This window comes from Streptomyces sp. NPDC051976 (assembly GCF_040680795.1).
Classification (GTDB): domain Bacteria; phylum Actinomycetota; class Actinomycetes; order Streptomycetales; family Streptomycetaceae; genus Actinacidiphila.
In genome coordinates this window covers 32858-58402 of the sequence record NZ_JBFAXL010000025.1, presented here as the reverse complement: position 1 = coordinate 58402, position 25545 = coordinate 32858, and the positions used below count along the sequence as shown (strand labels likewise).

General features: G+C 73.1%; 25 protein-coding genes. 12 read left to right on the top strand and 13 right to left on the bottom strand.

All coding sequences use genetic code 11. The features are described 5' to 3' along the window. The first annotated feature begins 65 nt into the window (after positions 1 to 65). Positions 66 to 314 (top strand): hypothetical protein, encoded by a 249-nt coding sequence (locus tag AB0M29_RS24000; RefSeq protein WP_365385792.1) that lies wholly within the window; start codon positions 66 to 68, stop codon positions 312 to 314. Then, positions 315 to 1172 carry a hypothetical protein gene (locus AB0M29_RS23995; protein WP_365385790.1) on the top strand — a complete coding sequence of 286 codons (858 nt, stop codon included), beginning with the start codon at positions 315 to 317 and terminating at the stop codon, positions 1170 to 1172. Here the strand turns inward: AB0M29_RS23995 and AB0M29_RS23990 are convergent. The 5 genes from AB0M29_RS23990 to mshA form a co-directional block, all read right to left on the bottom strand. Continuing rightward, entirely contained in the window at positions 1110 to 1676 is a 567-nt protein-coding gene (locus tag AB0M29_RS23990; RefSeq protein ID WP_365385788.1) for a hypothetical protein, read from the bottom strand. The two genes, AB0M29_RS23995 and AB0M29_RS23990, sit on opposite strands and share 63 nt — an antisense overlap. Positions 1677 to 1687: 11 nt before the next feature. Next, positions 1688 to 3100, bottom strand: a complete 1413-nt coding sequence (locus AB0M29_RS23985; protein WP_365385785.1) for a PE-PGRS family protein — start codon at positions 3098 to 3100, stop codon at positions 1688 to 1690. Positions 3101 to 3216: 116 nt separating this feature from the next. Further along, complete coding sequence (locus tag AB0M29_RS23980) at positions 3217 to 4914, bottom strand: glycosyl hydrolase family 28-related protein (RefSeq protein WP_365385784.1); 1698 nt, start codon at positions 4912 to 4914, stop codon at positions 3217 to 3219. Between the two features lie 126 nt (positions 4915 to 5040). Continuing rightward, on the bottom strand, positions 5041 to 5547 hold the full coding sequence (locus tag AB0M29_RS23975) for a YbjN domain-containing protein (RefSeq protein WP_365385781.1): 507 nt from the start codon (positions 5545 to 5547) through the stop codon (positions 5041 to 5043). Beyond that, positions 5540 to 6892 (bottom strand): D-inositol-3-phosphate glycosyltransferase, encoded by a 1353-nt coding sequence (gene mshA / locus AB0M29_RS23970; protein ID WP_365385778.1) that lies wholly within the window; start codon positions 6890 to 6892, stop codon positions 5540 to 5542. The genes AB0M29_RS23975 and mshA overlap by 8 nt, the downstream gene beginning before the upstream one ends. A gap of 142 nt (positions 6893 to 7034) precedes the next feature. Between mshA and AB0M29_RS23965 the strand changes: the two genes are divergently transcribed. The 3 genes from AB0M29_RS23965 to AB0M29_RS23955 all read left to right on the top strand — a co-directional run bounded on the left by AB0M29_RS23965 (position 7035) and on the right by AB0M29_RS23955 (position 10650). Further along, positions 7035 to 7826: a class I SAM-dependent methyltransferase gene (locus AB0M29_RS23965; RefSeq protein WP_365385776.1), complete on the top strand. Its 792-nt coding sequence runs from the start codon at positions 7035 to 7037 to the stop codon at positions 7824 to 7826. Between the two features lie 112 nt (positions 7827 to 7938). Further along, positions 7939 to 8994 (top strand): C40 family peptidase, encoded by a 1056-nt coding sequence (locus AB0M29_RS23960; protein WP_365385773.1) that lies wholly within the window; start codon positions 7939 to 7941, stop codon positions 8992 to 8994. 273 nt (positions 8995 to 9267) lie between these two features. Further along, a complete protein-coding gene (locus AB0M29_RS23955) occupies positions 9268 to 10650 on the top strand; it encodes a SpoIIE family protein phosphatase (RefSeq protein ID WP_365385771.1) in 1383 nt (460 codons plus the stop codon). Positions 10651 to 10683: 33 nt separating this feature from the next. Here AB0M29_RS23955 and AB0M29_RS23950 read toward each other — a convergent pair whose 3' ends face one another. The 3 genes from AB0M29_RS23950 to AB0M29_RS23940 all read right to left on the bottom strand — a co-directional run bounded on the left by AB0M29_RS23950 (position 10684) and on the right by AB0M29_RS23940 (position 12185). Next, positions 10684 to 11034, bottom strand: coding sequence for a DUF2516 family protein (locus tag AB0M29_RS23950; protein WP_365385768.1), 351 nt, complete (start codon positions 11032 to 11034; stop codon positions 10684 to 10686). 135 nt (positions 11035 to 11169) lie between these two features. Then, positions 11170 to 11736 carry a hypothetical protein gene (locus AB0M29_RS23945; RefSeq protein WP_365385766.1) on the bottom strand — a complete coding sequence of 189 codons (567 nt, stop codon included), beginning with the start codon at positions 11734 to 11736 and terminating at the stop codon, positions 11170 to 11172. Beyond that, positions 11733 to 12185 (bottom strand): helix-turn-helix transcriptional regulator, encoded by a 453-nt coding sequence (locus tag AB0M29_RS23940; protein ID WP_365385763.1) that lies wholly within the window; start codon positions 12183 to 12185, stop codon positions 11733 to 11735. The genes AB0M29_RS23945 and AB0M29_RS23940 overlap by 4 nt, the downstream gene beginning before the upstream one ends. 357 nt (positions 12186 to 12542) lie before the next feature. Here AB0M29_RS23940 and AB0M29_RS23935 point away from each other — a divergent pair, with 357 nt between their 5' ends. The 3 genes from AB0M29_RS23935 (at position 12543) to AB0M29_RS23925 (ending at position 15392) form a co-directional block, all read left to right on the top strand. Further along, complete coding sequence (locus AB0M29_RS23935) at positions 12543 to 13304, top strand: GNAT family N-acetyltransferase (RefSeq protein ID WP_365385761.1); 762 nt, start codon at positions 12543 to 12545, stop codon at positions 13302 to 13304. A 207-nt stretch (positions 13305 to 13511) separates the two neighbouring features. Next, a complete protein-coding gene (locus tag AB0M29_RS23930) occupies positions 13512 to 14174 on the top strand; it encodes a potassium channel family protein (protein WP_365385759.1) in 663 nt (220 codons plus the stop codon). A 102-nt stretch (positions 14175 to 14276) separates the two neighbouring features. Then, a complete protein-coding gene (locus tag AB0M29_RS23925) occupies positions 14277 to 15392 on the top strand; it encodes a MerR family transcriptional regulator (RefSeq protein WP_365385757.1) in 1116 nt (371 codons plus the stop codon). A gap of 255 nt (positions 15393 to 15647) precedes the next feature. Here AB0M29_RS23925 and AB0M29_RS23920 read toward each other — a convergent pair whose 3' ends face one another. Further along, positions 15648 to 16598, bottom strand: coding sequence for a hypothetical protein (locus AB0M29_RS23920; RefSeq protein WP_365385755.1), 951 nt, complete (start codon positions 16596 to 16598; stop codon positions 15648 to 15650). A gap of 133 nt (positions 16599 to 16731) precedes the next feature. On the opposite strand from AB0M29_RS23920, the gene AB0M29_RS23915 reads away from it, so the two are divergent. Beyond that, positions 16732 to 17466: a flavin reductase family protein gene (locus AB0M29_RS23915; protein ID WP_365385753.1), complete on the top strand. Its 735-nt coding sequence runs from the start codon at positions 16732 to 16734 to the stop codon at positions 17464 to 17466. Positions 17467 to 17598: 132 nt separating this feature from the next. Continuing rightward, entirely contained in the window at positions 17599 to 18888 is a 1290-nt protein-coding gene (locus tag AB0M29_RS23910; protein WP_365385751.1) for a M14 family zinc carboxypeptidase, read from the top strand. An 80-nt stretch (positions 18889 to 18968) separates the two neighbouring features. Here AB0M29_RS23910 and AB0M29_RS23905 read toward each other — a convergent pair whose 3' ends face one another. Further along, the gene (locus AB0M29_RS23905) at positions 18969 to 20087 is read right to left on the bottom strand and encodes a ThiF family adenylyltransferase (RefSeq protein WP_365385933.1); all 1119 of its coding nucleotides are present in this window, start codon (positions 20085 to 20087) and stop codon (positions 18969 to 18971) included. A gap of 334 nt (positions 20088 to 20421) precedes the next feature. Between AB0M29_RS23905 and AB0M29_RS23900 the strand changes: the two genes are divergently transcribed. Then, positions 20422 to 21708 carry a M14 family zinc carboxypeptidase gene (locus AB0M29_RS23900; protein ID WP_365385749.1) on the top strand — a complete coding sequence of 429 codons (1287 nt, stop codon included), beginning with the start codon at positions 20422 to 20424 and terminating at the stop codon, positions 21706 to 21708. A gap of 20 nt (positions 21709 to 21728) precedes the next feature. Here AB0M29_RS23900 and AB0M29_RS23895 read toward each other — a convergent pair whose 3' ends face one another. Continuing rightward, complete coding sequence (locus AB0M29_RS23895) at positions 21729 to 22778, bottom strand: aspartate-semialdehyde dehydrogenase (protein WP_365385747.1); 1050 nt, start codon at positions 22776 to 22778, stop codon at positions 21729 to 21731. A 106-nt stretch (positions 22779 to 22884) separates the two neighbouring features. Then, positions 22885 to 23787: a dihydrodipicolinate synthase family protein gene (locus AB0M29_RS23890; RefSeq protein WP_365385745.1), complete on the bottom strand. Its 903-nt coding sequence runs from the start codon at positions 23785 to 23787 to the stop codon at positions 22885 to 22887. Between the two features lie 84 nt (positions 23788 to 23871). Between AB0M29_RS23890 and AB0M29_RS23885 the strand changes: the two genes are divergently transcribed. After that, positions 23872 to 24291 (top strand): GNAT family N-acetyltransferase, encoded by a 420-nt coding sequence (locus AB0M29_RS23885; RefSeq protein WP_365385743.1) that lies wholly within the window; start codon positions 23872 to 23874, stop codon positions 24289 to 24291. Between the two features lie 24 nt (positions 24292 to 24315). Here the strand turns inward: AB0M29_RS23885 and AB0M29_RS23880 are convergent, their stop codons facing one another. Then, on the bottom strand, positions 24316 to 25428 hold the full coding sequence (locus AB0M29_RS23880; RefSeq protein WP_365385740.1) for an aminoglycoside phosphotransferase family protein: 1113 nt from the start codon (positions 25426 to 25428) through the stop codon (positions 24316 to 24318). Positions 25429 to 25545 lie beyond the last annotated feature (117 nt).

The window sequence follows — 25545 nt, the reverse complement described above, 5'->3', positions numbered from 1 at the left end:
CGCAATCGCCCATTATTATGGGAGTTGACGGTTCTGGCGCGGGGGCGTTCAGGGAGGGGGCGCCCGTGGGATCACCCGGCGCGCAGGAACTCACCACACGGGCAAGTGCGTTGCGCAGCCTCGCCGACGAGGTCGAGGCACTCCCCGACCAGGTCAGAACGTTCGCCACCCGGACCATGAAGGACTGGTCGGGCCCGCACGCCGACCGCATCCGCGGTGATCTGGGCGCGTGGCGTACGAAGTGCCGGTCCGTCGCGGACAGCCTGCGCGGCGAGGCGCGGACCTGCGAGCAGAAGGCCAGGGACCTCAGGTAGATGCCGTCCTACGACAGTGCGCGTGCCCGCTTCCGGCTCGCCGACCGGCACATCTCCGTACTCGGTCACCTGATGGACGGAGAGAGTCCGCCCGCGGAGTTCGTCCCCTCTTTGGGTGAACTCCAGCAGCTCGGCCTGGTCGGCCAGGAGGGCGAACTCTCGCCTTTATTAAGTGACTTGCTCACCACCCTCGCCGACCCCATGGTCATGATCCAGGTCGAGGTCACCGGCGAGCACGGCCCCGTGACCCACGGCGTGGTCGTCGGCCGCCGCACCGTCGTCGCCCACGACGGCTGGCCGGGCGAGGAGGAGTCGGAATACCTCGCCATCGAGCCCGGCACCCTCGTCTGGGAACTCGCCCGCAAGGTCAACCTCCGTACGGCCGAGGCCGTCGATCCGCCGGTCCGCCGTATCGAGACCACGATGGGCGCCCTGGACGCCGCCCTCGCCGGGTCCCCGGACGCCGACGTCGCCTCCGCGGCGGGCGGCCTCGCCGAACCCGCCCTCTCCCTCTTCGCCGACCTCGTCGCCGCCCTCAACTCCACCTGGCGCGTCACCACCGTCTGGGACGGCGCCCACGACGGCGCCCCCGCCGCCCACCTCCGCGCCCTCGCCGTCTGGGACTGCGGCCCCCTCGGCTACTGGATCCGCGACCTCCCCGAAGAGCCGGTCCTTCCCGGACGGCTCTCCCCTACGACCCCCCTGCGTCTGACCCGCTCGACAGCGGCGGAGATCTGGGAACGGCTGGGGGATCTGCTCCCGGGGGAGGGGGATTTGGTCGACGAGAGTGAGGGACTACTCGCCGACGGGCTCGGCACCGCCTCGGAACGGCGCCGAGGCGAGCGCGGTCCCCAATGACAGGGAATCGGTGTCCACGGCCTCGAAGACGATCGCGATAGCAAGGTCGACCTCGTCCACAGCGCCGTTAACCGATCCCGTCCGATAGCGGCCGACGCCCTGGACGAACCTGCCCCGCTTGATGGCGACGCGCGCTCCCTCACGGCGCAGCTCGATGTCCATGCTCTTCGTGTAGGTGTAGGTGTAATCCCGGTTCGCGTACGTGATGTGCAGTGCGCGCGACGCACGCCGGATCCCGAACGAGTTGTACTTCAGCGTCACCGCGACATCACCGACCTCCATCACTGCCCTGGTCAGCGAAGGTCGTCCGCACGCACCAACCCCAGTGACGGAAGTCTGCGGCAAACGCTCAGCGATCAGTTCCGTTCTCGGCATCGCCTGCGACTGCTGCCGAACGGGCTTGACGTAGAAGACCATGACGTCCCCGAACGGTCCCACAGTGCCGCGCTTTCCGCGCTGAGCACCGTTCTCGAATGGCTCCAACTCGAACGTGAAGTCGCCCATTGTGCTTTCCCTCACCAGTCGAACGGGTTGAGCTTCTTCGCCACGGATTTGGCCTCTCCAGCGATGTCGCTCGCAGTGTGGTCCACCCAATGCGCGGCCTTGGGGATGTCACCCCAGTGCTGCACGACTTCGGCCGTCCCGTAGATCGTGCCAGTCGCGATGACGAACCCGAAGCTCACCGGGTTCGGTGCGATCATGGCCGACGTAAGGGACGCGTTGAAGCCGACATCGGCGACGTCGGCGACATAGCTCGTGCCCTTGCGCTTGTACGCCTTGATCGGGTTGCCATCAGATACGAGATTCGCCGAACTGAAGGCCGTGGAGGCGACGCCACTGACGATGCCGACGCCCCGGAACGCTCCGGCGACCTTGCTGGCGACAGTGAGCCCGCGAAGGAGGGAGGCACTACGGCTTGCAGCGGAAATACCCTCGGCCTCGTCACCCGTACGAGCTGCCTCGAAGGCGTTCCTCGTGACCTTGTAAAGGCTGGCCGAGCCTGCTCGGATGACCTCTGTGCCTGCGTGTGACAGGCCGCCGAACTGGGCTGCCAGTCTGTCGGATCCGGCCACGAAGTCGATCGCCCTGTTCACGGTGATGTTCCCCAGCAGAGGTACATCCATGAAGCTTTGGCTCCGGAGCACGTTCCAGACGTCTCCCGTGCGGTCAGCGATCATCCCACCCGTGCCCGGAATACGCACCAGAGACGCCGTGAGCCTGCTGGGCATCCACGAGCCTGGGGCACTCAGGGAGCGGATCTTGGGGTCCCATTCCGCCAGCCAGTCGCCCCTGCCTTCGACCCACCCCACGCTGCTGCGCTGCAAGCTACTCGCCGCCCACCCCTTCCACCGCGCCCCCCACCCCCTCTTGAACGAATTCCCGACGAGGACCTTCGTCAAGGCCGTGCCGTGAAAGATCACCCGGCCCGCGGCGTTCGTGGCGGAGAGCCAGTCGCCGTAGGTGGAGAGGAGGTATTCGACGGCGGGCTCGAAGGGGTGGAGGGCGGGGAGGGAGGTGAGGGCTTGGGATTGGAGGCGGGTGAGCCAGTCGTCGAGGGATTCGTCGGGGCGGCGGTGGAAGGTGCGGGCGCGGGGGTCCTCGCTGGCGGCGACGGAGTTGGCGAGGAGGAGGGACTCGGGGGTGAAGGCGGTGGTGCCGCGGTATTGCGCCAGTTCCCGGGGGGTGAAGCCGGCCCAGAGGAAGCCGCCGGCGAGGTCGCCGTTGGTCATGCGGACCCTGGCGGCGCGGCGGCGGAGGTCGGGGGCGGTGTCGGTGGCCCAGGTGGTGAGGGGGCGTAAGCCGGCGAGGGTGGGGGTGACGCCGAGGGTGGCGGCCTTGCGGAAGGCGGCGTCGGTGCGGTTCCTGAGGCTGGCGGCGTCCCTGCCGTCGAGCAGGGACGCCAACTGCTCCAGGTCGTCCGGGTTCACGGCCCGAATCGTGTGCGGTCCCCCCACAATGTGCCTCTCCCGGCGAAATGTCCGTCGTGACCGTCACACCGTACGGCGTACGTCCCACCGGCACCACCAGGCGTCAACCGCCCCGGTCAACGCCGCAGTTCGCGTTGCGCCTCGTAGAGGTTGGCCGGGGACACGTCCGTGTCGCCGTAGGACTCCAGGCGGGAGTGGAGGGGGCCGGTGAAGTCGGGGACGTCGGTCTGGCCGAAGGGGGTGACCGTGGAGAGGCCGACGGTCGCGCTGTACGGGGCGATGTCGTCGATCTTGGCGCAGCCCGCGCGGCCGTTGGTGACGGTGACGTTCCAGTGGGTGAAGCGGGCGCCGTAGAGCGGGCCCGCCGAGGCGTCGCCGCCGTGCTGGCCGTCGTTGGAGATGGTGATGTCCGTGCGGATGTTGGCGAAGGGCAGTCCGCGGTGGGTGTCGAAGGTGCCCATGTCCATCCGGCCGCGCGACCAGGCGTTGTAGGAGGACAGGCCCTCCACGTTGATGCCGTGCAACTGGGTGCCGGGCGGGGCCGGGAGGACGGTGCGCTGGTCGATGGCGAAGTCCTCGAAGAGGTTGTCGTGCGCGCCCTCGCGGCAGGCGTAGGGGTGGTGGCTGCCGCGGCCCGAGACGCGGGTGCGGCGGAAGGTGGTGGCCTTCGCGGCGACCATGAGGAAGCCGTTGTCGACGTCGACGGCGTGCACGTCGTCGACCCAGCAGTCCCAGGTGCACTGTGCGACAAGGCCGTTGTAGCCCTTGTCGAGGAGGTGGAGGGACTGCGGGGTCGGGGTCATCTGGAGGGTGAGGCCCTCGACGCCGGAGTTGACGAGCGGGGTGACCAGGGTGGTGATGCGGGGCTGCCACAGCAGCCGGGTGTCCAGCGGCAGCGGGCGGTCGAAGGTGACGCGGTGGCCGCGGATTTCGGTGACGCGGGCGGGCCACTCGTAGGGGACGTACGACAACACCTTGGTCTTGTCCGACCAGTTGTACGTGGCGGCGCCCTCGACGTCGCCGGACATGTGGTCGAGCAGGCCGTGCCCCGGGTCGTCGGTGTACTGCAGCAGGACGCGGTCGCCGCGCCGCAGCCGGGCGGCGCTGTCGACGGTGACGGTCCAACTGCCCTGGACGGCCTCGGCGGTGACCTTGGCCAGCGTCTCCCACTCGTCGCGCTTGTTGCCGGTCCAGCCCTCGAAGGGCCAGGCGCGGGCGCGTATCGCGTCGGTGAGGGTGCGGTAGCGGTCCTTCGGGCACATCCACACCAGGCCGCCCGCCCAGGACCACGACGACTTGTCGCCGCCGTAGCGGCTGCCGTAGACGCCGATCACCTCGGTCAGCGACTTGGTGGCGTAGAGCGTGGTGCGGCCGCTGCCCGCGCCGCGCAGGGTGGTGTTGTCCCACCCGACCTGGATGACGTCGTCGATCCGGTACGTGCCCGGCGGCAGGTACACGGTGCCGCCGCCCGCCTCGCCGACCTCGCGCAGCGCCCGGTTGATGGCGGGGGCGGCGTCGGCGGACCCGTCAGCCAGGGCGCCGTAGTGCAGGACGTTCGCACGGACGGGGTGGCGGGGGAAGTGCCGCTCCCCGCCGCGGAATCCGGCGCGGCCGACGTAGGGGATCTGCGGATGGGCGTACGGGTTGGCGGTGAACTCCGCCCACAGTCCGGCGGGTCGGCCCTGCGCGCCCGTGCCCGCGTCGGATCCGGGGCCGGTGTCCGCCGCCGCGGCGCCCGTCACGCCCAGTGCGGTGGCGGCTGCCGCCGCCGAGGTGACCTGGACGCTCGCCGCCAGCAGCTTCCTACGGCTCATCGCCATGTTCCCGCCTTTCACGTATCTGAACCACATTCAGATGTGCGACGGGGATGAGGGTGTCACGGACCACGGAATCATGGGAAGGGGTCGTGCGCCCACGGCAGGAATCCGCTAGGACGCGTCCTAGGACCCTTCGCCGGTCAGATGTGTGAACGCCTCAAGGTTCCTGGTGGATTCGCCGCGGGACACCCGCCAGGCGTACTCCTTGCGGATCGAGGAGGCGAAGCCCAGTTCCAGGAGGGTGTTGAAGGAGCCGTCGGCGTTCTCCAGGACGGCGCCGAGCAGCCGGTCGACCTCCGGCGGGGTGACGGACGCCAGCGGCAGGCGGCCCGTGAGATAGACGTCGCCGAGCCGGTCGATGCCGTAACTGACCCCGTACAGCCGGAGGTTGCGCTCCAGCAGCCAGCGGTAGAACGCCTCGTGGTTCTCGTCGGGCCGCCGCACCACGAAGGCGTTGACGGACAGGGTGTGGCGGCCGACCAGGAACGAGCAGGTGGTGGAGAGCTTGCGGGTGCCGGGGAGGGTGGTGACGTAGGTGCCGGGGCGCGGCGACTCCCAGGCCAGGTCCGCTTCGCGGAGTGCCTGTTCGAGGGCGTGCGCGGCCTGGTTCCTGAGGGTGTCGTCAGCCATGGGCCGATCGTAGGTGACGGCGGTGCTCGAACTGCGCTGCCGCGTAGACCTCGGCGGTGTCCGCGGCGGCGGCGCCCCAGCCGAAGGCCCGCGCGTGGCGGGCGGCCGCCGCGCCCAGTGTCTCGCCGAGCGCCGGGTGGTCGACGAAGCGGCGCAGCACCCGGGCGTAGTCGTGCGGGTCGTGCCCGGGCACGAGGAAGCCGGTGCGGTCGTCGCTGACCGCGACGGGCAGGCCGCCGACGGCCGCCGCGATCACGGGGGTGCCGCACGCCTGGGCCTCTATGGCGACCAGGCCGAAGGACTCGCTGTACGAGGGCATGACCAGGACGGTCGCGGCCCGGTACCAGTCCGCGAGCCGCTCCTGGTCGACCGGCGGCTGGAACCGTACGACATCGGACACGCCGAGCCGGGCGGCGAGCTTGTGCAGCGCCTCCGGCTTGGCCAGGCCGCTGCCGCTGGGGCCGCCGACGATCGGGACGACCAGGCGGTCGCGCAGTGCCGGGTCCTCGTCGAGGAGTACGGCGACGGCGCGGATCAGCACGTCGGGGGCCTTCAGGGGCTGTATCCGGCCCGCGAAGAGCGGGATCACGGCGTCCTGCGGCAGGCCCAGGCGGGCACGGGCGGCGGCGCGGCCGGGCGCGGGGCGGAAGCGGTCGAGGTTGACGCCGGGGTGTACGACGGCGACCTTCGCGGGGGCCGCGTCGTAGTGGCGGACCAGCTCGTCCGCCTCCTCGTTGGTGTTGGCGATCAGCCGGTCGGCGGCGGAGACGACCTGGGTCTCGCCGATGACCCGGGCCGACGGCTCGGGGCAGTCGCCGTCGGCGAGCGCGGCGTTCTTCACCTTGGCCATGGTGTGCATGGCGTGCACCAGCGGCACGCCCCAGCGCTGGGCGGCGAGCCAGCCGACGTGGCCGGAGAGCCAGTAGTGGGAGTGGACGAGGTCGTAGTGGCCGGGGCGGTGGCCCGCCCACGCCTGCATGACCCCGTGTGTGAAGGCGCAGAGCTGCGCGGGCAGCTCCTCCTTGGCGAGGCCCTCGTAGGGGCCGGCGTCCACATGGCGTACGAGCACCCCGGGGGCCAGCTCCACCGCCGGCGGCAGGGCGCCGGTCGTGGACCGCGTGAAGATCTCGACCTCCACGTTCAGCTCCGCGAGGCGCTTGGCCAGCTCGACGATGTACACGTTCATACCGCCGGCGTCGCCCGTGCCTGGCTGGTGCAGCGGCGAGGTGTGCACGCTGAGCATCGCGACCCGCCGCACCCGCCGCCCGCCACCCCACCGCCCCCGCGCGGCCGACACGTGCTTGTGCCCGCGCAGGGCAGCAAGCCGGGACGTGTACTGGGTCACCATGTGATCCTTCCGGCAGCCGTACCCCCGCGTTCAACCATGGGGAACACCGGAACGGCGTCTTCCATTTCCACTCCGGGGAACTTTCCTGCGCGGAACACGTGTGGCGGCCGGCTGGTGAGGGCGGGGTTAGGGTCGAGGTATGGGTGGGCGTGTGGTCGGGGTGGTGACGCGGGGGACCACGCATCCGAATCGGTTGCGGCGGATGGATCGGTGGATCGCGGCCGCGCTGGGGCCCGGGCTGCGGCGGGCGGCGGATCCGGTGGCGGTGGACCTGGGGTACGGGGCCGCGCCGTGGACGGCGGTGGAGCTGCTGGGGCGGCTGCGGGAGGTACGGGGTGACGCCGAGGTCGTGGGGGTGGAGATCGAGCCCGCGCGGGTCGCGGCGGCGAAACCGTACGAGCGGGACGGGCTGACCTTCGTACGGGGCGGCTTCGAGGTGCCGCTGCCGGACGGGCGGCGCCCGGTGCTGATCCGGGCGGCGAACGTCCTGCGGCAGTACGACGAGCCCGAGGTCGCCGCCGTGTGGGCCCGGCTGTGCGCTCGCCTCGCCCCCGGCGGACTCCTCGTCGAGGGCACCTGCGACGAGATCGGGCGGCGCCACGTCTGGGTGGCGCTCGGCCCGGAGGGCCCCCGTACCGTCACCTTCGCGACCCGCCTCGGCTCCCTCGACCGCCCCTCCGACCTGGCCGAACGCCTCCCCAAGGCCCTCATCCACCGCAATGTCCCGGGTGAACCCGTGCACGCCTTCCTGACCGCCTTCGACCGCGCCTGGGCCAGCGCCGCCCCCCTCTCCTCCCTCGGCGCCCGCCAGCGCTGGATCCGCGCGGTCCGCGACCTCCGCGACGACGGCTGGCCCCTCACCGACGGCCCCACCCGCTGGCGCCAGGGCGAGGTCACGGTGGCCTGGCAGGCCCTGGCCCCCCGCGGCTGACGGCCGCGCCGGTACCTCCTCCCCCGCGGAGCGGGCTTCGCTCTGTTGAATTGCGCCTCACCGTGGCACCATCCACCCCTATGTGACGGACCGTCAGATCGAGGTGGGTCGGATGCGGGTTGCGGGGAAGGCCGCGCGGGTGCGGCGGGTCACTGCCTGCGTCTGTGTGACGGCGCTGTGCACGGGTGTGGGGATGGCGGCGCCCGCCGCCGCGGGGGCGGCAGGGACGGAGACGTTGGCGCAGGTGCAGGCGCGGGTGGGGGCGTTGTACCGGGAGGCGGAGGGGGCGACGGAGGCGTACGACGCGGCGAACGAGCGGGTGGGTGAGCAGCAGCGGGCACTGGTGTCGCTCGCGATCACGATCGACCGTACGCAGACGCGGCTGCGCGGCCTCACCGATGAGGCGGGGGCGTTGGCGCGGGCGCAGTACCGGGACGGCGGCGTGTCCGACACCCTGCGGCTCGCCCTGTCCGCCGACCCGGACACCTTCCTGGCCGACGCCACGCTCGCGGCGCGCGGCGAGCGGGCCGCGAACAGCACGATCGCCGCACTGACGGCCACCCGCACCGCACTGCAGGGTTACGCGCACGCCGCGACCGAACGGTGGCGGCAACTCGTCGACGACCAGGCCGCCGCGGCGTCGGCCAGATCCCGCATCCAGGCGCGGCTCGCCTCGGCGAACGCCCTGCTGGCCACGCTCAAGGCACGTGAACGCGCGCGGCTGGCACGGCTGGAGGACGAGGCGGCATACCGGGCGCAGAGCAACTGGCTTACCACAAAGCAGGCGAAAAGCCTGGTATCGGGCGCGACGACCGCATCTCCCGCCGGGCGCAGGGCGATCGCGTTCGCCACCCGGCAGATCGGACGGCCGTATGTATGGGGTGCGACGGGCCCGGCGGCGTACGACTGCTCGGGGTTGACCTCGCAGGCGTGGGCGGCGGCGGGGGTGACCATCCCCCGTACGTCGCAGGAGCAGTGGGCGCGGCTGCCGCACGTACCGGTGGACCGGATGCGCCCCGGCGACCTCGTCATCTACTTCTCCGACGCCAGCCATGTGGCGATGTACGTGGGCGACGGCGCGATCGTGCACGCGCCGCGGCCGGGGCGGACGGTGACGCTCGCCGGGGCCGGGTCGATGCCCATCCTGGGGGTCGTCCGGCCGGGTTGAGCCGCCCCGGGAGGGCCCCGAGAGGGCCCTGGGAGCGGTCCCGAGAGCGTTACGGGCATCCGCCGACCCGCGAAAGGGCCGATTCGGGGGCATGGTTGCAGTGACAATGCGTGATCTACGTCATGTGCGCATCCACACATCGGCGGCGAAATCCCCTTCTGACCGCCGCATATGACGCTGACCCTTCACTTTCGCCCCTCCCGTGCTCCCGTCCTGAGCCACTAGGGTCTGCGGAGGCCATTCGGTCCTCGGGGGAGAGACGGAGTCCGCTTGATGTCCGCTGCCCAGCGGGACACCGAACGGCCCTCAGCCACCGGCGCGAACGGGGCCGGGGGCCTCGTCGCCGTACCCGTGCCCGTATCGACGCCCGCCGCGGTGCCCATGCCGGTGGTGGCCCCCGTGCCGGGGAACCGCCCCGAGAACCAGCCCGGGCAGCCGCCCGCGTCCGACACGCCGCCCCCGGGGGGCGTCTCGGTGCCGCGCCAGCGGCAGGACTCGGCGGGCGGCGCCGCCACCTTCACGCTGCTGGTGGTCGGCGACGACCCGACGGACGCCTTCACCGCGCCCTGGTTCCAAGACGGCACCGGCCCGCGGATCCGCATCCTGCGGGCCCGCAACCTGACCGCCGCCTCCCGGCTGCTCACCGACGACGTGCACTGCATCCTGCTCGACCTGCCGGACGTGCTGGACAGCCTTCCGCGGCTGCTGCGGATCGCGCCCGGCACGGCGGTACTCGTCCTCACCGACGGCCCGGACGACGGGCGCGCCGCCGAGGCCGTACGGATCGGCGCGCAGGACCACCTCTCGCGGCACGAGATCGACGCGGCGGGCATCACCCGGGCCGTGCGCTACGCCGTCGAGCGCAAGCGCGCCGACCTCGCGCAGCGCCAGCTCACCGAGACCCGGCTGCTGGCGCAGGAGAACCGGCGGCTGGAGCGCGGTCTGCTGCCGACCCCGCTGCTGGAGGGCGCGAGCCTGCGCTTCGCCGCCCGCTACCGCCCGGGACGCAGCCGCGCGCTGCTCGGCGGCGACTTCTACGACACGGTCAGGACGCCCGACGGCACGGTGCACGCCATGATCGGCGACGTCTGCGGCCACGGCCCCGACGCGGCCGCGCTCGGCGTGGAACTGCGGATCGCCTGGCGGGCGTTGACCTTCGCCGGGCTCCGCGGCAACACCCTGCTGCGCACTCTCCAGCAGGTGCTGGAGCACGAGCGTGCCGACGACGAGATCTTCGCGACAATGTGCACCCTCGACATCGCGCCGGACGCGCGCTCCGCCGACCTGCACCTCGCCGGTCATCCGGCGCCGCTGCTCGCCGCACCCGGCCGGGTCCCGGACCTGCTGCCGTACGGCGAGGGCGGTCCCGCGCTCGGTCTGCTGGACGACGCGCAGTGGCAGCGCATCCCGGTGCCGCTCGACGGCGACTGGAGTCTGATGCTCTACACCGACGGCCTGATCGAGGGCCGGATCGGCGAGGGCACCGCGCGACTCGGCCAGGACGGGATGGTACGGATGACCGCCCGGCTGCTGGCCGCGGGCCTGCGCGGCGAGGAACTGCTCGACGCCGCCGTCACCGAGGCGCGCGAGCTGAACGGCGGCGAGCTGACGGACGACGTGGCCGTCGTCCTGCTGGAGCGCCCGCCGCGGCACTGAGCCGCGGCCGGGCCGCCCGGCCTGCGGGGCGCGTCAGCCGTTGTACGGGCCGTACGGGCCGTCGCTGCTGCTGCCACCGCCGCGCCCACCACGCCGCCGCGGACCGCCGCGGCCGCTGACCTGGCGCACCGCGGGCCGTACGTCGACCATGTAGACGATCACCGCGACCAGCCCGATGACCGGCAGGAACGAGAAGACCGAGAACAGCTTCATCACCACGGCCGCGATGCCGAGGATGATCAGCCAGAACGGCTTGGTGTTCTTGTCCGCGGCCCGGTACGCGTCCTCGCGATGGATCGCCGCGTCCACGAACGCGAAGAGGGCGAAGAGGAAGAGCGCCCATGAGACCAGGGCGATCACCCCGAAGAAGCCCGTGATCAGCACGCCGTCCACCACCTTGTCGCTGTCATCCGCTGTCGCCCGCCACCGTACCGGTACCGCAGGGACAACGGGCCGGGCGCGCGATGCGTGCCCGGCCCTGTCGTCGTTGTCGTGCTCACCGCGCCCGGTCGGTCCGCGTCACTGCGCGGACTTGTCGCCCGCCTTCTTGGCGGCGGGCTTGCGCGGCGTGGTCTTCTTCGCCGCCGGCTTCGCGGCGGGCTTGTCCGTGGCGGCGCCCGCGGCCTTGTCCTGCTTCGGCTCCACGACCGCCGCGATCTCGACGACCTCGTCGGCCGCCTCGCCGCGCCAGGTGGCGACGGCGCCCTTGCCGCGCTCGGCCAGCTCGTCGTAGGTCTCGCGCGCCTTGACCGCGTACTCGGCGGCCCGGCCGACGCCCTGGACGGCCAGGTCCTGCACGGACTCGCCGAGCTTCCTCAGGTCCAGGTCGAAGTTGTTCAGCGTCTCGTTGAACCTGGTCTGCGCCTTGGACTGGGCGTCCTTCGCCTGCGCGGCGACCCGCTCCTGCACGGCCTTGGGGTCGGTCCCGCGGATCTTCTCGAAGCGCTCGGGCGCCTGCTCACGGAGCCGCTCCAGCAGCGCGGGCACCTCCCGCAGCTTCTCCGCGGCCAGGTCGGCCGTGCCGGCGACCGCGTAGAGCGGCGTCGGGTCGCGGAACGTCTTCACGATGTCGTCGGTGATGGTCATTTCCCGGATTCCTCCCGTACCAGCGTCGGAGACGAACCCGCCTCCACGTCCACTGCTTCTGCTTCTTCTTCGGCTTCTTCCGCGCCGTCCGTTCCGACCGGCGCGGCGGCGTTCTCCTTCCGGAAGGACTCGTAGATCTGTATGAGCACCTGCTTCTGCCGCTCATTGATCGACGGATCCGTCAGGATCGCCGCCGGTACCTCCAGGCCGTCCCGCTCCCGCTCGTCGAGGATCCCGGCCTGCACGTACAGCGTCTCCGCCGAGATCCGCAGCGCCTTCGCCAGTTGCTGCAGGATCTCCGCACTAGGTTTCCGCAGCCCGCGCTCGATCTGGCTGAGATACGGGTTCGACACACCGGCCGCGTCCGCGAGCTGGCGCAGGCTGAGCTGCGCGCTCCGGCGCTGCTCGCGCAGGTACTCGCCGAGGTTGCCGACGTTCAGTGAGGCCATGGCTTCGAGCGTGCCGCACTTTGCTAACTATTGCAAGCACACTGCTTGCAACGTCTCGCACGTCACAAAAACCGCTTGCCCGCCACGCGCCGGCCGTGGAAAAGTGCCGCGTGCTCCGCGGGCCGGACCCGCGGACGGACTCACGGTGAGGAACGAAGGCCATGGTTTCGGCGTCCCCCAGCGGCCGCCGTCGGCGCTGAGCGTCCCGCTCCCCAGCGGGAGGCGGCTCAGCCTGCCACGTCCGTCACGGACGGCGGCCCCACGAAGCGGTGCCCCGCGCACCGCCATGTTTCCGTGCCCGGGCGCGACTGAGGGCGCGCCGGGCTCACCCTGAGACTTCGTGAGGTCACACCCACCATGGACATGAAGGTCCAGAGTTTTGCCGTAGCCAGCCTCCGCCGCCGTCCCGAGTTCGTGGAGACCGCCGGATTCGTCGTGGGCTTCTACCCCGGCACCGACAGCCCGTACCTCAACTTCGCGACCCCGCTGCCCGGCGCCGAGCCGACCGCGCGGGACGTGGCGGCCCTGATCGGGGTCTTCCGGGAGCGCGGTCTGCTGCCGCGGCTGGAGTTCGCGCCGGAGGCGGCGCCCGGCGTGGAGCCCGCGCTGCGGGCGGCGGGCTTCGGCACCGAGGCCGTACACGAGTACCTCGTCTGCACCCCGGCCACGCTGTCGGTCCCGCTTCCCGTCGAGGGCCGGCCGGTGGAGACCCCGGCCACCGACGAGGAGTACGCGGCACTCGACGCCGCGCTCTCCGAGGCGTTCGGCGGCGCCTTCGCCGCCTCGGCGGAGGGCGCCGCCCGGCTGCGGCGCCTCCAGGAGACGGGCGGGGCGGTGCGCCTCGTCCGCGCTCCGGAGGGCGGCTGCGCCGGCGGGGCGTCCTGCTCCCCGCCGGCCGAGGACACCGCGGAACTGGCCGGAGTCGGCACCCGCCCCGCCCACCGCGGCCGCGGCATCGCCGCCGCCGTCACCGCCGCGGTGGCCGAGGCGGTGTTCGCCCGGGGCGCCGGGTCGGTGTGGCTGGAGTTCTCGGGCGACGGCTCCCGGCGCGTCTACGAGCGGATCGGCTTCCGGCCGACGGGCACGCGGCTGTATCTGTCGCTGCCCTCCGCGGAGTAGCCGTCCGGCGGCGGCCGCCCCGATTGGCCGCCGCCGGATGGCCGGGCGCGGGCGGTCCCGGCAGGCTCGGGGTGATCGCGGCGAGCAGGACCCGGCACCGAGGGGCCGTATGAGGGCGACGGGACATCAGGCGTACGAAGCGGCGGGCGGCGGGTCGCCGCCCGCCGCCGCGCTCGCCGCGGGTCCCGTGCGGACGGGCGGGCCGCGGTGAGTGCGCGGCGGCTCCGCGAGCTGGCTCCGGCCCAGCGGCGGCGGGCCGTGGCCGCGACGGTGGTGGGCAGCCTCATCATGGCCGCCGCCCTCATCGGGCTCTACTACGTGCTGCCGCTGACCTCTGGCCGCCCCGACGCGGGGGCGGTGCTCCGGCTCTGCGTCGGCGGCGTGGTGTTCGTGGTCGTGGTGGCGGTGGAGGTACGGCGGATCCTCCGCGCCGACCTGCCGCAACTGCGCGCGGTCGAGGCCGCGATCGTCTCCCTGGCGCTGTTCGTGATCCTTTTCGCGAGCGCGTACGTGTCGCTCGCGCACAGCAACCCCGACAACTTCAGCACGACGCTCAACCGGACCGGCGGCCTGTACTTCGCGATCGTCACCCTGGGCACCGTCGGGTACGGCGACATCGTGCCGACCAGCGACTTCGCCCGCTCCCTGGTGAGCGTGCAGATCCTGGTCGACCTGGTGTTCCTCGCCCTGCTGCTGCGCCTGGTGGTCGGCGCCGCCCGCCTCAGCCTGCACCGCGACGGCGACCCGGGCGGCCCGCCCGCCCCGCCGTTCCCCGTCACGGGGCCCGGGGGTGCGGGTCCGGACGTGGGCCCGGACCTGGGCCCGGACCTGGGGCAGCCGGACGACGGGCCGCCCCGCCCGCTCCCCTGACCCGGCAGGATGCGGGGGCCAGGCCGTTGACCTTGCCCTTGGGGCAGGCCCGAGCATCGGTGCAGCCGGGCGGTCCGCCCGGCGGATGAGGAGGAGCGAGCCATGGGGCTGCTGACCATCGGGGCGTTCGCGAAGGCGTCCCGGCTGTCACCGAAGGCACTGCGGTTGTACGACGACCTCGGACTGCTGACCCCGGCCCGCACCGACCCGGACACCGGCTACCGCTTCTACGCGCCCGCGCAGCTGGAGCAGGCCCGGCTGGTGGCCTGGCTGCGGCGGCTCGGCATGCCGCTGGCCCGGATCCGGGAGGTCTGCGCACTGGACGCGGCGGCGGCAGCGGCCGCGGTCCGCGTGTACTGGGCGCAGGTCGAGGCGGACACCGCCGCCCGGCGTGAGCTGGCCGCCTTCCTCGTCGACCATCTGTCCTGGAAGGAACCCGCCATGACCGACCTCACCACGCCCGCCCTGCCCCTGGGAATCCGCTACGCCGCGCTGTCCGACGCCGGGCTGGTCCGGGAGAGCAACCAGGACACGGCCTACGCCGGGTCCCGGCTGCTCGCCGTCGCCGACGGCTTCGGCCCGACCGGGGCGCCCGCGAGCGCGGCCGCCGTCGATGTGCTCAGGCGGCTGGAGACCGACCAGGTCCCGGCCGGGAACCTGCTCAACGTCCTGGAGGACGCCATCGAGCGGGCCGGTCACGCCGTGCACGGCGTGACCGCCGCACCGCCGGGAACCGGCTCCAGGTCCGGGTCCGAGAGCGCGCCTCTGGAGGCCGGGACCACGCTCACCGCGATGCTCTTCACCGGCTCGCAGCTCGCCCTGGTCCACATCGGCGACTCTCGCGCCTACCTGCTGCGCGACGGCGAGCTGTTCCAGATCACCCATGACCACACCCTGGTGCAGCAGATGGTCGACGAGGGCCGGCTCAGCGCGGCCGAGGCCGCCTCCCACCCGCAGCGCGCACTGCTCCTGCGGGCCCTTGCGGGCGGCGTCGGCGGCGCCCCCGAACTACGGCTCCGCGACGCCCGTGCGGGCGACCGCTATCTCCTCTGCTCCGACGGCCTGTCGGCCGTGGTCCCGGTCGGCGACATCACCCGGGTCCTCGTCGGCTTCGCCGAGCCCGAACAGGCGGTACGCGATCTCGTGGCCCTCGCCAACGCCTGCGGCGGGCCGGACAACGTCAGCTGCGTCGTCGCCGAAGTTCACGCTGCCGCGTAGGAGAACGCCGGTGCCCTCGCGGAGGGCCTCGCCCCGATAGGGGCGCGGGGACGCGCGCTGCGCTTGCGGAAGAGGTCGAGCCCCGAAGGGGCGCGGGGAACTGCGCGACCAGCCGTCGCGCTCCCGCAGGTCACCACCGGCCCCAATGGGGCAGACGCGTTGTTTCCCGACCACCGGCCCGGTGGGGGCTGAGCGCGCAGTTCCCCGCGCCCCTGACGGGGCACGTCCTCCGCGCGAGCAGCGCGGGGCACCGACCTACGTGAGGAGGTTGACGTTTGGGAGGGCGCGGTGGCGGTGGTGGGCGGCGGAGAGGGACGCGAGGGCCGGACGGCCGAGGGCGGGGTAGGCGAGGGAGAGGAGCGCGGCGGAGTGGGCCTCGCGGGCGGGGTCGCCGTGGGAGGCCCAGTGGAGGTCCCGGCCGAGGAGGAGGGCCTCCGTGGGGTCACCGGCGGCGCACCACCGTTCGGCCTGGGCGACGCACTCGCCCAGGGCGTCGGCGTCGTCGAAGAGCTCGTACATGTAGGCGGCGAACTTCGCCTCGTCGGCGCCGTTGTGCGGGGGCCGGTCCAGCGCGGTGCGCCCCGCGGCGAGGGCGCCGGCGCCGTCGAGGGTGGTGATCCGGCCGGGGACGACCGGCGAGTGGACGTAGTCGTGGGTGTGGGCGCGCAGGTAGGCCAGGCCGGTCTCGGGGCGGTCCGCGGTCTCGAACCCGGTCAGCACCTCGCGCAGCCGGGCGCACCCCGCGCGCAGCGCGTCGCCGTAGCCGTCCGGGTCCGCCTCCTGGTCGCGCCAGGAGCGCTCCAGCACGGTGCGGACGGCCTCCAGCGGAGTCCCGTCGCTGAGGTCGATGCCGCCGCCGTCGTTGTTGTAGTACGAGGCCACGCCGGAGCAGGTACGGCCGTCGTCGAACCACAGGCCGTAGTGCAGTCCGTCGGTGCCGCCGTGCAGGAAGCTCAGGAACTCCGGCGGGTCGCGGTAGTAGCGGCCGTGCACGCGGATGTCGACGCCGTCCCTGGCCCGCGCGTCGGGGGCGGCGTGGAGTCCGCTGATCCCGAGGGGCGACAGGTCCAGGTCGCGCAGCGCCGCCCGTTCCGACGGGTCCAGCACGTCGAGGAACGCCCAGAACCGCCATATGCCGTCGGGGAGTTCGAAGCCCCACTCCCGGCGCACCCGCTCACCGACCGCGGTCTTCCGCTCCGCATCCATCCGCCCGCCCCCCGAGTGACGACTCCGCTGTGTGCGGAGGCTATCGGACCCCTCGGCGGCGGTGTGCGGGAGGCGCGGACGCCACGTCCGATACCCGCCAGCCACCGGCCCGGGCGGACACAACACTGGGCGTATGAGCACTGATGAGCGCGTTGAAGAGCAGATCCACTCCCCCGCCGACACCCACTCCCGGATCGAGCCGGGGATCCTCTACTTCGGGACCCCCGTCGTCCTGCTGTCCACGCTGAACGAGGACGGGAGCGCGAACCTGGCACCGATGTCGTCGGTGTTCTGGCTGGGCTGGCGGGCGATGCTGGGGCTGGGGGCCCGGTCCCAGACGGCGCGGAACCTGCTGCGCGACGGCGGCTGCGTACTCAACCTGCCGGAGGACGGCATGGCCGCGGCGGTCGACCGGCTGGCGCTGACCACCGGGCGCGACCCGGTGCCGGAGGGCAAGGCGCGGCGCGGCTACCGCTACGAGGGCGACAAGTTCGGGCGGGCGGGGCTGACGCCCGTGGCGTCGGAGACCGTGGGCGCGCCGCGGGTGGCGCAGTGCCCGGTGGCGATGGAGGCGGTCGTCGAGGCGACACATCCGCTGGCCGACGACGACGAGCAGCAGCGCGGCGGGATCATCGTGTTCGAGGTGCGGGTCCAGCGGGTGCTGGTGCACGACCGGATCCGGGCGGCGGGCACCAGCGACCGTATCGATCCGGACAGGTGGCGGCCGCTGATCATGAGCTTCCAGCACTTCTACGGGCTGGGCTCCCGCCTGCACAGTTCCGCGCTGGCGACCATCCCGGAACGCCTCTACCGGGGCCCTGACATCGAGCGCTCACGTGCCGCGGGGGTGGCCGCAGGGCGCCCTTGACACCCGGGGGCCACCCGCAGAGCCTTGGGTGGCGCGCCCTCGGCATCCGTTCAGCGCCTGCAATTCCCTTGCGCGACAGCACGGTTGAGTTGGCACGGCAAGCACTGGACGAGTGGACAGGGAGGAGCCGTCATGCGCGGGCCAGACGCGTACCCGACCGTGTCAGGTGTCGCGGCGGCAGCCCGGGTCCTCACCCAGCGGCACCCGGACCTGTGCCGGATGCGGCTGGCCGGGGAGTCGCGGGCGGGACGGCCGCTGTGGCTGCTGTCGGTGGGGCACGGCAGCCGCCATGTGCTGGTGGTGGCGGGCCCGCACCCGGACGAGCAGGCGGGCGGCGCCACCGCGCTGTGGCTGGCAGAGCACGCCGTCTGGGACCGGCACCGCCAGGCGGAGGCCGATGTGACCTGGGACTTCCTGCTCTGCCTCGACCCCGACGGCACGGTGCTCAACGAGACGGGCCCGGCCGGTCCGCGGCCGCCCGCGGTGCACTACCGGCACACCTACCGCCCGGCGGCGGCCGAACAGCCCGAGTGGGCGGGCTCCTTCCGTGTCCCGGGCGACGAACTCCCCGAGACGCACGCGCTGCTGGCGGTGATCGACGACCTGCGGCCGTTCCTGCAGTGCTCGCTGCACGGCACGGACGTCGGCGGCAGTTGGGTGCAGCTCACCGCCGATGTGCCGGGCCTGGCCGAGCCGTTCGGGAAGTACGCCGCCGAACTCGACATCCCCGTGCAGACCGGCACCTACGACGCCCTGTACTGGAACGGCTCGGGGCCCGGTGTCTACGTGCTGCCGCCACCCGGCACCCGCGAGCGGTTCCCCAGCGAGCCGGAGAACGCGGCCGGCTCCACCTGGGGCCGGCCGCACCGGCACGGCGGGCTGACCGCGCTCGTCGAGGTGCCGATGTGGGCGACCCGCCGGGTCGCCGATCCGAGCCCGCACCCCGACCCGGCGCACGCCGTCGCCGTGCTCGCCACCCGGCTGCGCAAGGACGGCGCCACCACCTCGGCGGCGCTGGACCGGGCACGGCCGCTGCTGTCGGAGCGGGCCGCGAACAGCCCGCTGCTGCGCGGAGTCGAGCAGGCCGTCGGCGCCTTCCAGGGGCTCGCCGACGACTTCGACGCCCTCGCCGTCGACTCCCCCGTACCGCTGACCATGGCCCATGTCGCCGCACTGGACATCGCCTCGCGCCGCATCCCGCTGCGCGCCTCCGGCATGCTGCTGCGGCTCCTGGACGAGGACGGCCACGGCGTCGGCGACCCCGCGGGCGACCCCGGCCGGCTCCGCTCCCGCCTGGAACGCCGCCTCGACGCGGGCGCCCGCGACCTGGTGACCGCGCTGGACGCCCGCTGGGTGCCGGTCGGCGACCAGGTGGAGCTCCAGGCCAGGACGGTCCTGGCGGCGGCGGGCCTGCTCAAGTAGCGCTGTGCGCCTTCCCCCCGCGGCGGCTCAGGGAGGGCGGGCCGCGCGGCCGCCGTCGGGCCCGCTCCCATCGGACCCGCTCACGTGGGACGGATCGCGCCCGCGCCGCAGGCCGGGCAGTCCGGGCGGCGGGGGTGGCGCTGGAGGACCGGTTCGCCCAGGGCCATCAGGTTGATGCCGTAGCGGAAGCCGGGGGTCATCGGCGGGACTCCGGTGAGCAGGGCCATCGCCGCGTGGGCGACCAGGGTGCCGGACAGGCCCGCGGTGACGGCGCTCGCCGGGTTCCACGGCATCCGCGGGGAGGCCGCGTCCTCGCTCTGGCCCGGCCGTAATCGCAGGTCGCGGCGGGCGTCCTCGCCCGCGCGCTGGCACTCCCAGCACGGCCCCTCGCCGGGGCGGTGCACCCCGGCGGTGACCAGCGGGCCGCGGTAGCCGCCCTCCACCCAGGGCACGCCGAACGCCAGGCAGACCCGGTTGGCCCAGCGCCTGATCTCCGGCGGCCGGTCGGCGCCGAGCACCAGCAGGTCGTACCGGGACCGCCCCTCCCCCGGGGCGAGCAGCGCGACCAGGTCGTCCGGGCCGCCGACCTCGCGGCGCTCGCCCGTCACCGTCACATCGGAGTTCAGCCCGCGCAGCGCGGCGAGCGCCGCGTCCACCTTGGGGCGCCCGATGTCGGCCTCGCGATAGAGCAACTGCCGGTTGAGGTTGGACAGTTCGACCACGTCCGGGTCGACCAGATGTACCTGCCCCACCCCGGCGGCGACCAGCATCTGCGCCGCCACACCCCCCGTACCGCCGACGCCCAGCACCAGCACCCGGGCCCGGCGCAGCCGCAGTTGGGCGTTCCACGGGCTGGCCCGCGAGCTGAGGTCCATCCAGCGCAGCAGCGCGACACCGCGGGCGTGCCGTACCCGGTCGCGGTCGCCGAGTCCCTCGGGCAGCGGCGCCGCGGCGTCGTCGACGAAGCCCGCGTCCCGCAGGTCGGCGATAGCGGCGCTGACCGTGTCCAGCGGGACGGCCGGGTGCGCGGCGGTCATCTCGGCGGCGATGCCGTCCGCCGTACGGGTGCCGTCCATCACCTCGGTGAGTGTCCAGATCCAGCCGTCGGGATCCTCTATCTCGGCGCCGATCCCGTAGATCACGCTGCCGATCCTGACGTTGCCGTCGACGGTCCGGTACGCGCGGTGCTCCGGCTTGATCCTCGGCCGCAGCAGTCCGGCGGTGGCCGCTCCGGCTAAGTGACCGGGGCCGGCCGAACCGTCCGGCTCACCTGCCCCGGCAGACCCGCCCGAACCCCCTGATTGTGGCGGTGCCGACACCTGACTCCCCCTCGTTGCATGGAGCACGTTCATGCTCTTGACACTCTCGCCGGGCGGCCGGAGCCTTGGCAAGGTGGCCGGGAATCGGCGCTTTGGCGTCATATCCCCCCTACCACAACCGACTTGGACAGAGAGGAGTCACCGTGGCGACCACTATCGTCATCCGCCCACTGGACAAGAAGGAGACCACCGGCGACAGCAACTCCAACGGCACGTGACGTCAGGGCATACGGACGCGTATCCGACGGTCGCGGGGGTCGCTGCGGCGGCCTCCGCGTTCGCGCGATCGCGGCCGGGGCTGTGCGGGCTACGGGAGATCGGTCGGTCCCGGGAGGACCGGCCGTTGCAGTTGCTGACGGTGGGGCGCGGCCGTCGGCAGGTGCTGGTGGTCGCCGGGCCGCACTCGGACGAGCGGGTCGGCTCCGCGACCGCGCTGCGGCTGGCCGCGCGCGTGGCGGCCGACGCCGCGCTGCACTCCCGCGCGGACGCCGCCTGGCACTTCCTGCTCTGCCTCGACCCCGACGGCACGGTACGCAGTGAGGCCGGTCCGGCGGTGCGGCGTACGCCCGCCGAGCACTTCCGGCACGCCTACCGGCCGCCCGCCGACGAGCAGCCGGAGTGGGCGCCGTCGATCCGGCCGCCGGGCGACCAGCTCCCCGAGTCGCGGGCGCTGGTCGGCCTGATCGACGAGCTGCGCCCCGAGCTGCAGTGCTCGCTGCACGGCAACGACCTCGGGGGCAGCTGGATCCAGCTCACCCGGGACCTGCCCGGACTGGCGGAGCCGCTGGGCAAGCTGTCCGCCGAGCGTGACGTGCCCGTGCAGACCGGCACGTACGACGCCATGTACTGGAAGGTGTCGGGCCCCGGCGTCTATGTGATGCCGGAGCCGGGCGAGCGGGCGCAGTTCGCCAGCCTGCCGGAGGACGTCAACCGCTCCACCTGGATCCGGCCGCACCGCTACGGCGGGATGACGGCGCTGTTCGAGGTCCCGATGTGGGCCAGCCGCCATGTGGCGGACAGCAGCCCGCACCCGGACCCGGCCCGGGCGCTCGGGGAGCTGGCCGCGCTGCTGCGCTACCAGGCGGGCCGCACCCGCGCGCTGCTGGACGAGGTGCGCCCGCTGGTCCCCGACCCGGACTCGGGCCTGCGCCGTACGCTGCTGCGGCTGGCGGGCGAGCTGGCCGCGATCTGCCTGGACGTGGCCGACGACTGGGCCGCGATGCACCCCTCGCCGGTGCCGCTCACCCGGGCGCACCTCACCGCGCTCGACATCGCCGCCCGCCGCATCTCGCTGCGGGCGACGGGCATTCTGCTGCGGTTGCTCGACGGTGTGCCGGGGGCGGCGCAGGCCCGGCTACGTACCTCCTGCGAGCTGCAGCTCACCTTGTGGTCGCGCGCGCTGGAAGCGGGCCACGACCTGGCCTGGGTGCCGGTGGCCGACCAGGTGGAGCTGCAGTCGCAGACCGTGCTGGCCGCCTTCCGTCTGCTGACGGAAGGCTGACCGGCCGCGGGTGCCCGGAGTCAGACGGCGGTGTTCGCCGCCAGCTCGGCGGCGACCAGCTCCGCGATCTGTACGGCGTTGAGCGCGGCGCCCTTGCGCAGGTTGTCGTTGGACAGGAAGAGCGCGAGGCCGTGCTCGACCGTCTCGTCCTTGCGGATCCGGCCCACGTAGGACGGGTCGCGGCCCGCGGCCTGCAGCGGGGTGGGGATCTCGGACAGCTCGACGCCGGGCGCGGCGGCCAGCAGCTCGTACGCCCGCTCCACGCTGATCGGACCGGCGAACCTGGCGTTGATCTGCAGCGAGTGCCCGGAGAAGACCGGGACGCGTACGCAGGTGCCGGAGACCTTGAGCTCGGGGATGTCCAGGATCTTGCGGGTCTCGTTGCGGAGCTTCTGCTCCTCGTCGGTCTCGAAGCTGCCGTCGTCGACGATCTTCCCGGCCAGCGGGACGACGTTGAAGGCGATCGGGCGGGCGTAGACGGCGGGCTCGGGGAAGGTGACGGCCTCGCCGTCGAAGGCGAGCTGGTCGGCCGCCTCGGTGACCTTGCACGCCTGGGCGTGCAACTCGGCGACGCCGGACAGGCCCGATCCGGAGACGGCCTGGTAGGTGGTGGCGACCATGGCGGTCAGCCCGGCCTCGTCGTGCAGCGGGCGCAGCACCGGCATCGCGGCCATGGTGGTGCAGTTCGGGTTGGCGATGATGCCCTTGGGGCGCACGGCGGCGGCCTGCGGGTTGACCTCGGAGACCACCAGCGGCACGTCGGGGTCGCCGCGCCAGGCGGAGGAGTTGTCGATCACGACCGCGCCCTGGGCTGCGACCTTCTCCGCGAGCGCGCGGGAGGTGGCGCCGCCCGCCGAGAACAGCACGATGTCGAGGCCGCTGTAGTCCGCGGTGGCCGCGTCCTCCACGACGACCTGCCCGCCGGGGGCACCGTCCCACGGCAGCGTCCGCCCGGCCGACCGCGCGGACGCGAACAGCCGCAGCTCGCTCACCGGGAACTTCCGCTCCGCGAGCACCTTGCGCATGACTCCGCCGACCTGCCCGGTCGCTCCGACGATTCCGATCCTCATGCGGTCTCTCTCCGATCTGGTCGCGCGGATCTGGTCGCGCGCCTCGCGCTGTGCTGCCCGCCCTGTCCGAGTATCCCCCGGAGCGGGCGAAGGGTGCCGAACGATTTCAGGTGACGAGACGCGGCGGCTGCGCCGCGGCTCGTCCGGGTAGTGCCGGTAGTGCGGCGAAGGCCGTGAGGGCCGCTTCCACCGACTCCGGATGGGCCGGGAGGAGGGGGAGGCGGACGGTGGGGGTGGGGATGCGGGACTGGGCGTGGAGGACGGCCTTGGTCACGACGGGGTTGGGCTCGCGGAAGAGGGCGGCGGCCAGGGAGGCCAGGCGGTGGCCGAGGGCGGGGTCGCCGGTGGCGGCCAGTTCCACCCAGTGGGCGGTGGCCAGGTGGGCGGCGGCGAGGATGCCGCCGGCGGCGCCCAGGGCGAGGAGCGCCGGAGCGAAGAGGTCGTCGCCCGCGAGCACCTCGAAGCCGGGCGGCAGCTCTCCGCCGAGCAGGTCCACGGTGTCCGAGTCGATCCCGCCGACCGCGTACTTGAACCCGGCGACCCCGGGGATCGCCGCCAGCTCGCGCAGCGCCCGCGCGCTCAGCGCCTGCCCGGTGCGGTACGGGATGTGGTAGACGAACAGCGGTACGGGACTGTGCTCGGCGAGCGCCGCGAAGTGCGCCGCCACCCCCGCCTCACCGGGCCGGGTGAAGGACGGCACCGTCACCAGCGCCGCGTCCGGTACCACCGGCAGCGCGGCGAGCGCGGCCAGCTCTGCCGCCGCCCGCCGGGTGTCACCGGCGCCGACCCCGAGGGTGAAGCGCGCCCCGCGCTCCCGGCACACCCGCCCCACCACGGCGCCGACCAGCGCCTTCTCGTCCTCGTCCAGCGCCGCCACCTCGGCGGTCGTGCCGAGCGCGACAAGCCCGGCGGCACCCTCGTCGAGCATCTCGTGCGCGAGCCGTTCCAGCGCGTCCACGGCCACCAGGCCGTCCGTACCGAAAGGCGTGATGAGCGGTACATGGATCATGCCTGCGAGTCTCACCCGGCCGCACAGCGAAGGTCCAGTTAATTGTCCTGCATACAACCCTTAAGCAGCGCTACTCTCCGCGTCATGCGCCTCACGTACGAGATCTCCGCCGACCCGGCCCGCCTCGATGTCCCCCTCGTCCACCACTGGCTCTCCACCGACGCCTACTGGGCGCTCGGCCGCACCCTGGCCAAGCAGGAGGCCGCGATAGCGGGATCGCTCAACTTCGGCGCCTACGACACCGCCGACGGCACCCAGCACGCCTATGCCCGCGTGGTCACCGACCTGGCCACGTTCGGCTGGCTCTGCGACGTCTACGTGGCCCCCGCCGCCCGCGGCCACGGCCTCGGCACCCGCCTCGTCGAAGCCGTCCGCGACCACCTGACCCCGTACGGCCTGCGCCGCATCCTGCTGGCCACGGCCGACGCCCACGGCGTCTACGCCAAGCTCGGCTTCGAGCCGCTCGCCGACCCGCAGAAGTGGATGGCACTGGGCCTGCAGTAGCCCCGGGCCCTCGGTCCCGAGCGCTCAGCCCGCTTCCGCGTCCCGCGCCGTCCGCCGGCGCCGCCAGTTGAGCAGTGCCCGCTCGACCTCGGTACGGGTCGGCACCCGGCCCAGCCGCAGCGGCCCGGCGGCCATGTGCAGCGCGCTGCGCACCCGGCTCACCCCGGCGCCGACCAGCCCGGGGCCCGGCTGCCCCGCCAGTCCCCACGCCACCCGCAGCGTGTCCGCGAACAACGACTGGGCCCGCTCGTACGCCACGTACACCGGCAGGTCCCGGTCGAGGCCCTCGGCCGCCTCCGGCCGCACCCGCGAGACCGCCCTGCGCCACCGCTCGATGGCCTCGGCGCGCTGGTGGGCGGGGTAGCGCATCCGCACCAGGTGGATGGCGAGGTCGTACAACGGGTCGCCCCACATGGCGAGTTCCCAGTCGATGACGGTGAGGTCGCCGTCGTCGCGCACGATCACGTTGTGCCGGTGCAGATCGGCGTGGAGCAGTGCGAACGGCCGTGGCCGCAGCGCCGGGATGCGATCGCGCAGCACCCGCAGCGCGTTCGCCGGGACCTCCAGCGCGGCGAACAGCCCGGCGAACTCGGCCCAGTTGGGGGCGCGGACCGCCCGCTCGGCGAAGGCCGCCCGGTCCCGCAGGAAGCCGCGGGAGTCGCCCGGCTCGGCCCAGCCGCGGGGCATCGGCGGCAGGTCGTCCGCCGACACCTGGGTGAATCCGACGAGTTGGTCGACGAGCGCGTCCAGGTGGTGCGGGTCGAGCGGCTTGCCCGGCGGGCAGATCTCGGACAGCGCCTGGCCGGGGACGTACTCGTGCACGGAGTAGCCGGGCCGCCCGGCGAAGAACTGCGGGGTGTTCTCGATGCCGATCGCCCGGTCGAGCCGGGTGAGGACGTCTCCCTCGTCGGTCCAGACCCGCTCCACCACCTTCATCGCGCCGTCCAGCGGCACCCGCACCTTGACCGGTGTGCCCGGGGCGAGGCCGAGGGTTCCGGCCATGGCGTGGGAGAGCTGGATGACGTAGTTGCGGTTGTGGAAGCCGGACAGGCACTGCCCGAACATCTCGGCGTCGTACCGCAGCACGTCCAGCGCGGCAGCGGGGATCCGCTCCCGAGTGATCGTCAGGACGCCCAAGGCATCGCTCCCACGCGCTCACGTGGCCGATGAGGGGGCCAGCGTTTTGGCTGCGACTTTAGTGGGTAAAGCGTGAAACCGCATCCGCCCGTGGTGAACATCCTGTTACACCGCCCC

Coding starts and splice junctions, on each gene's coding strand:
- AB0M29_RS23995 (WP_365385790.1), top strand. CDS start 315: ATGCCGTCCTACGACAGTGCGCGTGCCCGCTTCCGGCTCGCCGACCGG.
- AB0M29_RS23990 (WP_365385788.1), bottom strand. CDS start 1,676: ATGGGCGACTTCACGTTCGAGTTGGAGCCATTCGAGAACGGTGCTCAG.
- AB0M29_RS23980 (WP_365385784.1), bottom strand. CDS start 4,914: ATGAGCCGTAGGAAGCTGCTGGCGGCGAGCGTCCAGGTCACCTCGGCG.
- AB0M29_RS23975 (WP_365385781.1), bottom strand. CDS start 5,547: ATGGCTGACGACACCCTCAGGAACCAGGCCGCGCACGCCCTCGAACAG.
- AB0M29_RS23965 (WP_365385776.1), top strand. CDS start 7,035: ATGGGTGGGCGTGTGGTCGGGGTGGTGACGCGGGGGACCACGCATCCG.
- AB0M29_RS23960 (WP_365385773.1), top strand. CDS start 7,939: ATGCGGGTTGCGGGGAAGGCCGCGCGGGTGCGGCGGGTCACTGCCTGC.
- AB0M29_RS23955 (WP_365385771.1), top strand. CDS start 9,268: ATGTCCGCTGCCCAGCGGGACACCGAACGGCCCTCAGCCACCGGCGCG.
- AB0M29_RS23945 (WP_365385766.1), bottom strand. CDS start 11,736: ATGACCATCACCGACGACATCGTGAAGACGTTCCGCGACCCGACGCCG.
- AB0M29_RS23940 (WP_365385763.1), bottom strand. CDS start 12,185: ATGGCCTCACTGAACGTCGGCAACCTCGGCGAGTACCTGCGCGAGCAG.
- AB0M29_RS23935 (WP_365385761.1), top strand. CDS start 12,543: ATGGACATGAAGGTCCAGAGTTTTGCCGTAGCCAGCCTCCGCCGCCGT.
- AB0M29_RS23925 (WP_365385757.1), top strand. CDS start 14,277: ATGGGGCTGCTGACCATCGGGGCGTTCGCGAAGGCGTCCCGGCTGTCA.
- AB0M29_RS23920 (WP_365385755.1), bottom strand. CDS start 16,598: ATGGATGCGGAGCGGAAGACCGCGGTCGGTGAGCGGGTGCGCCGGGAG.
- AB0M29_RS23915 (WP_365385753.1), top strand. CDS start 16,732: ATGAGCACTGATGAGCGCGTTGAAGAGCAGATCCACTCCCCCGCCGAC.
- AB0M29_RS23910 (WP_365385751.1), top strand. CDS start 17,599: ATGCGCGGGCCAGACGCGTACCCGACCGTGTCAGGTGTCGCGGCGGCA.
- AB0M29_RS23895 (WP_365385747.1), bottom strand. CDS start 22,778: ATGAGGATCGGAATCGTCGGAGCGACCGGGCAGGTCGGCGGAGTCATG.
- AB0M29_RS23890 (WP_365385745.1), bottom strand. CDS start 23,787: ATGATCCATGTACCGCTCATCACGCCTTTCGGTACGGACGGCCTGGTG.
- AB0M29_RS23885 (WP_365385743.1), top strand. CDS start 23,872: ATGCGCCTCACGTACGAGATCTCCGCCGACCCGGCCCGCCTCGATGTC.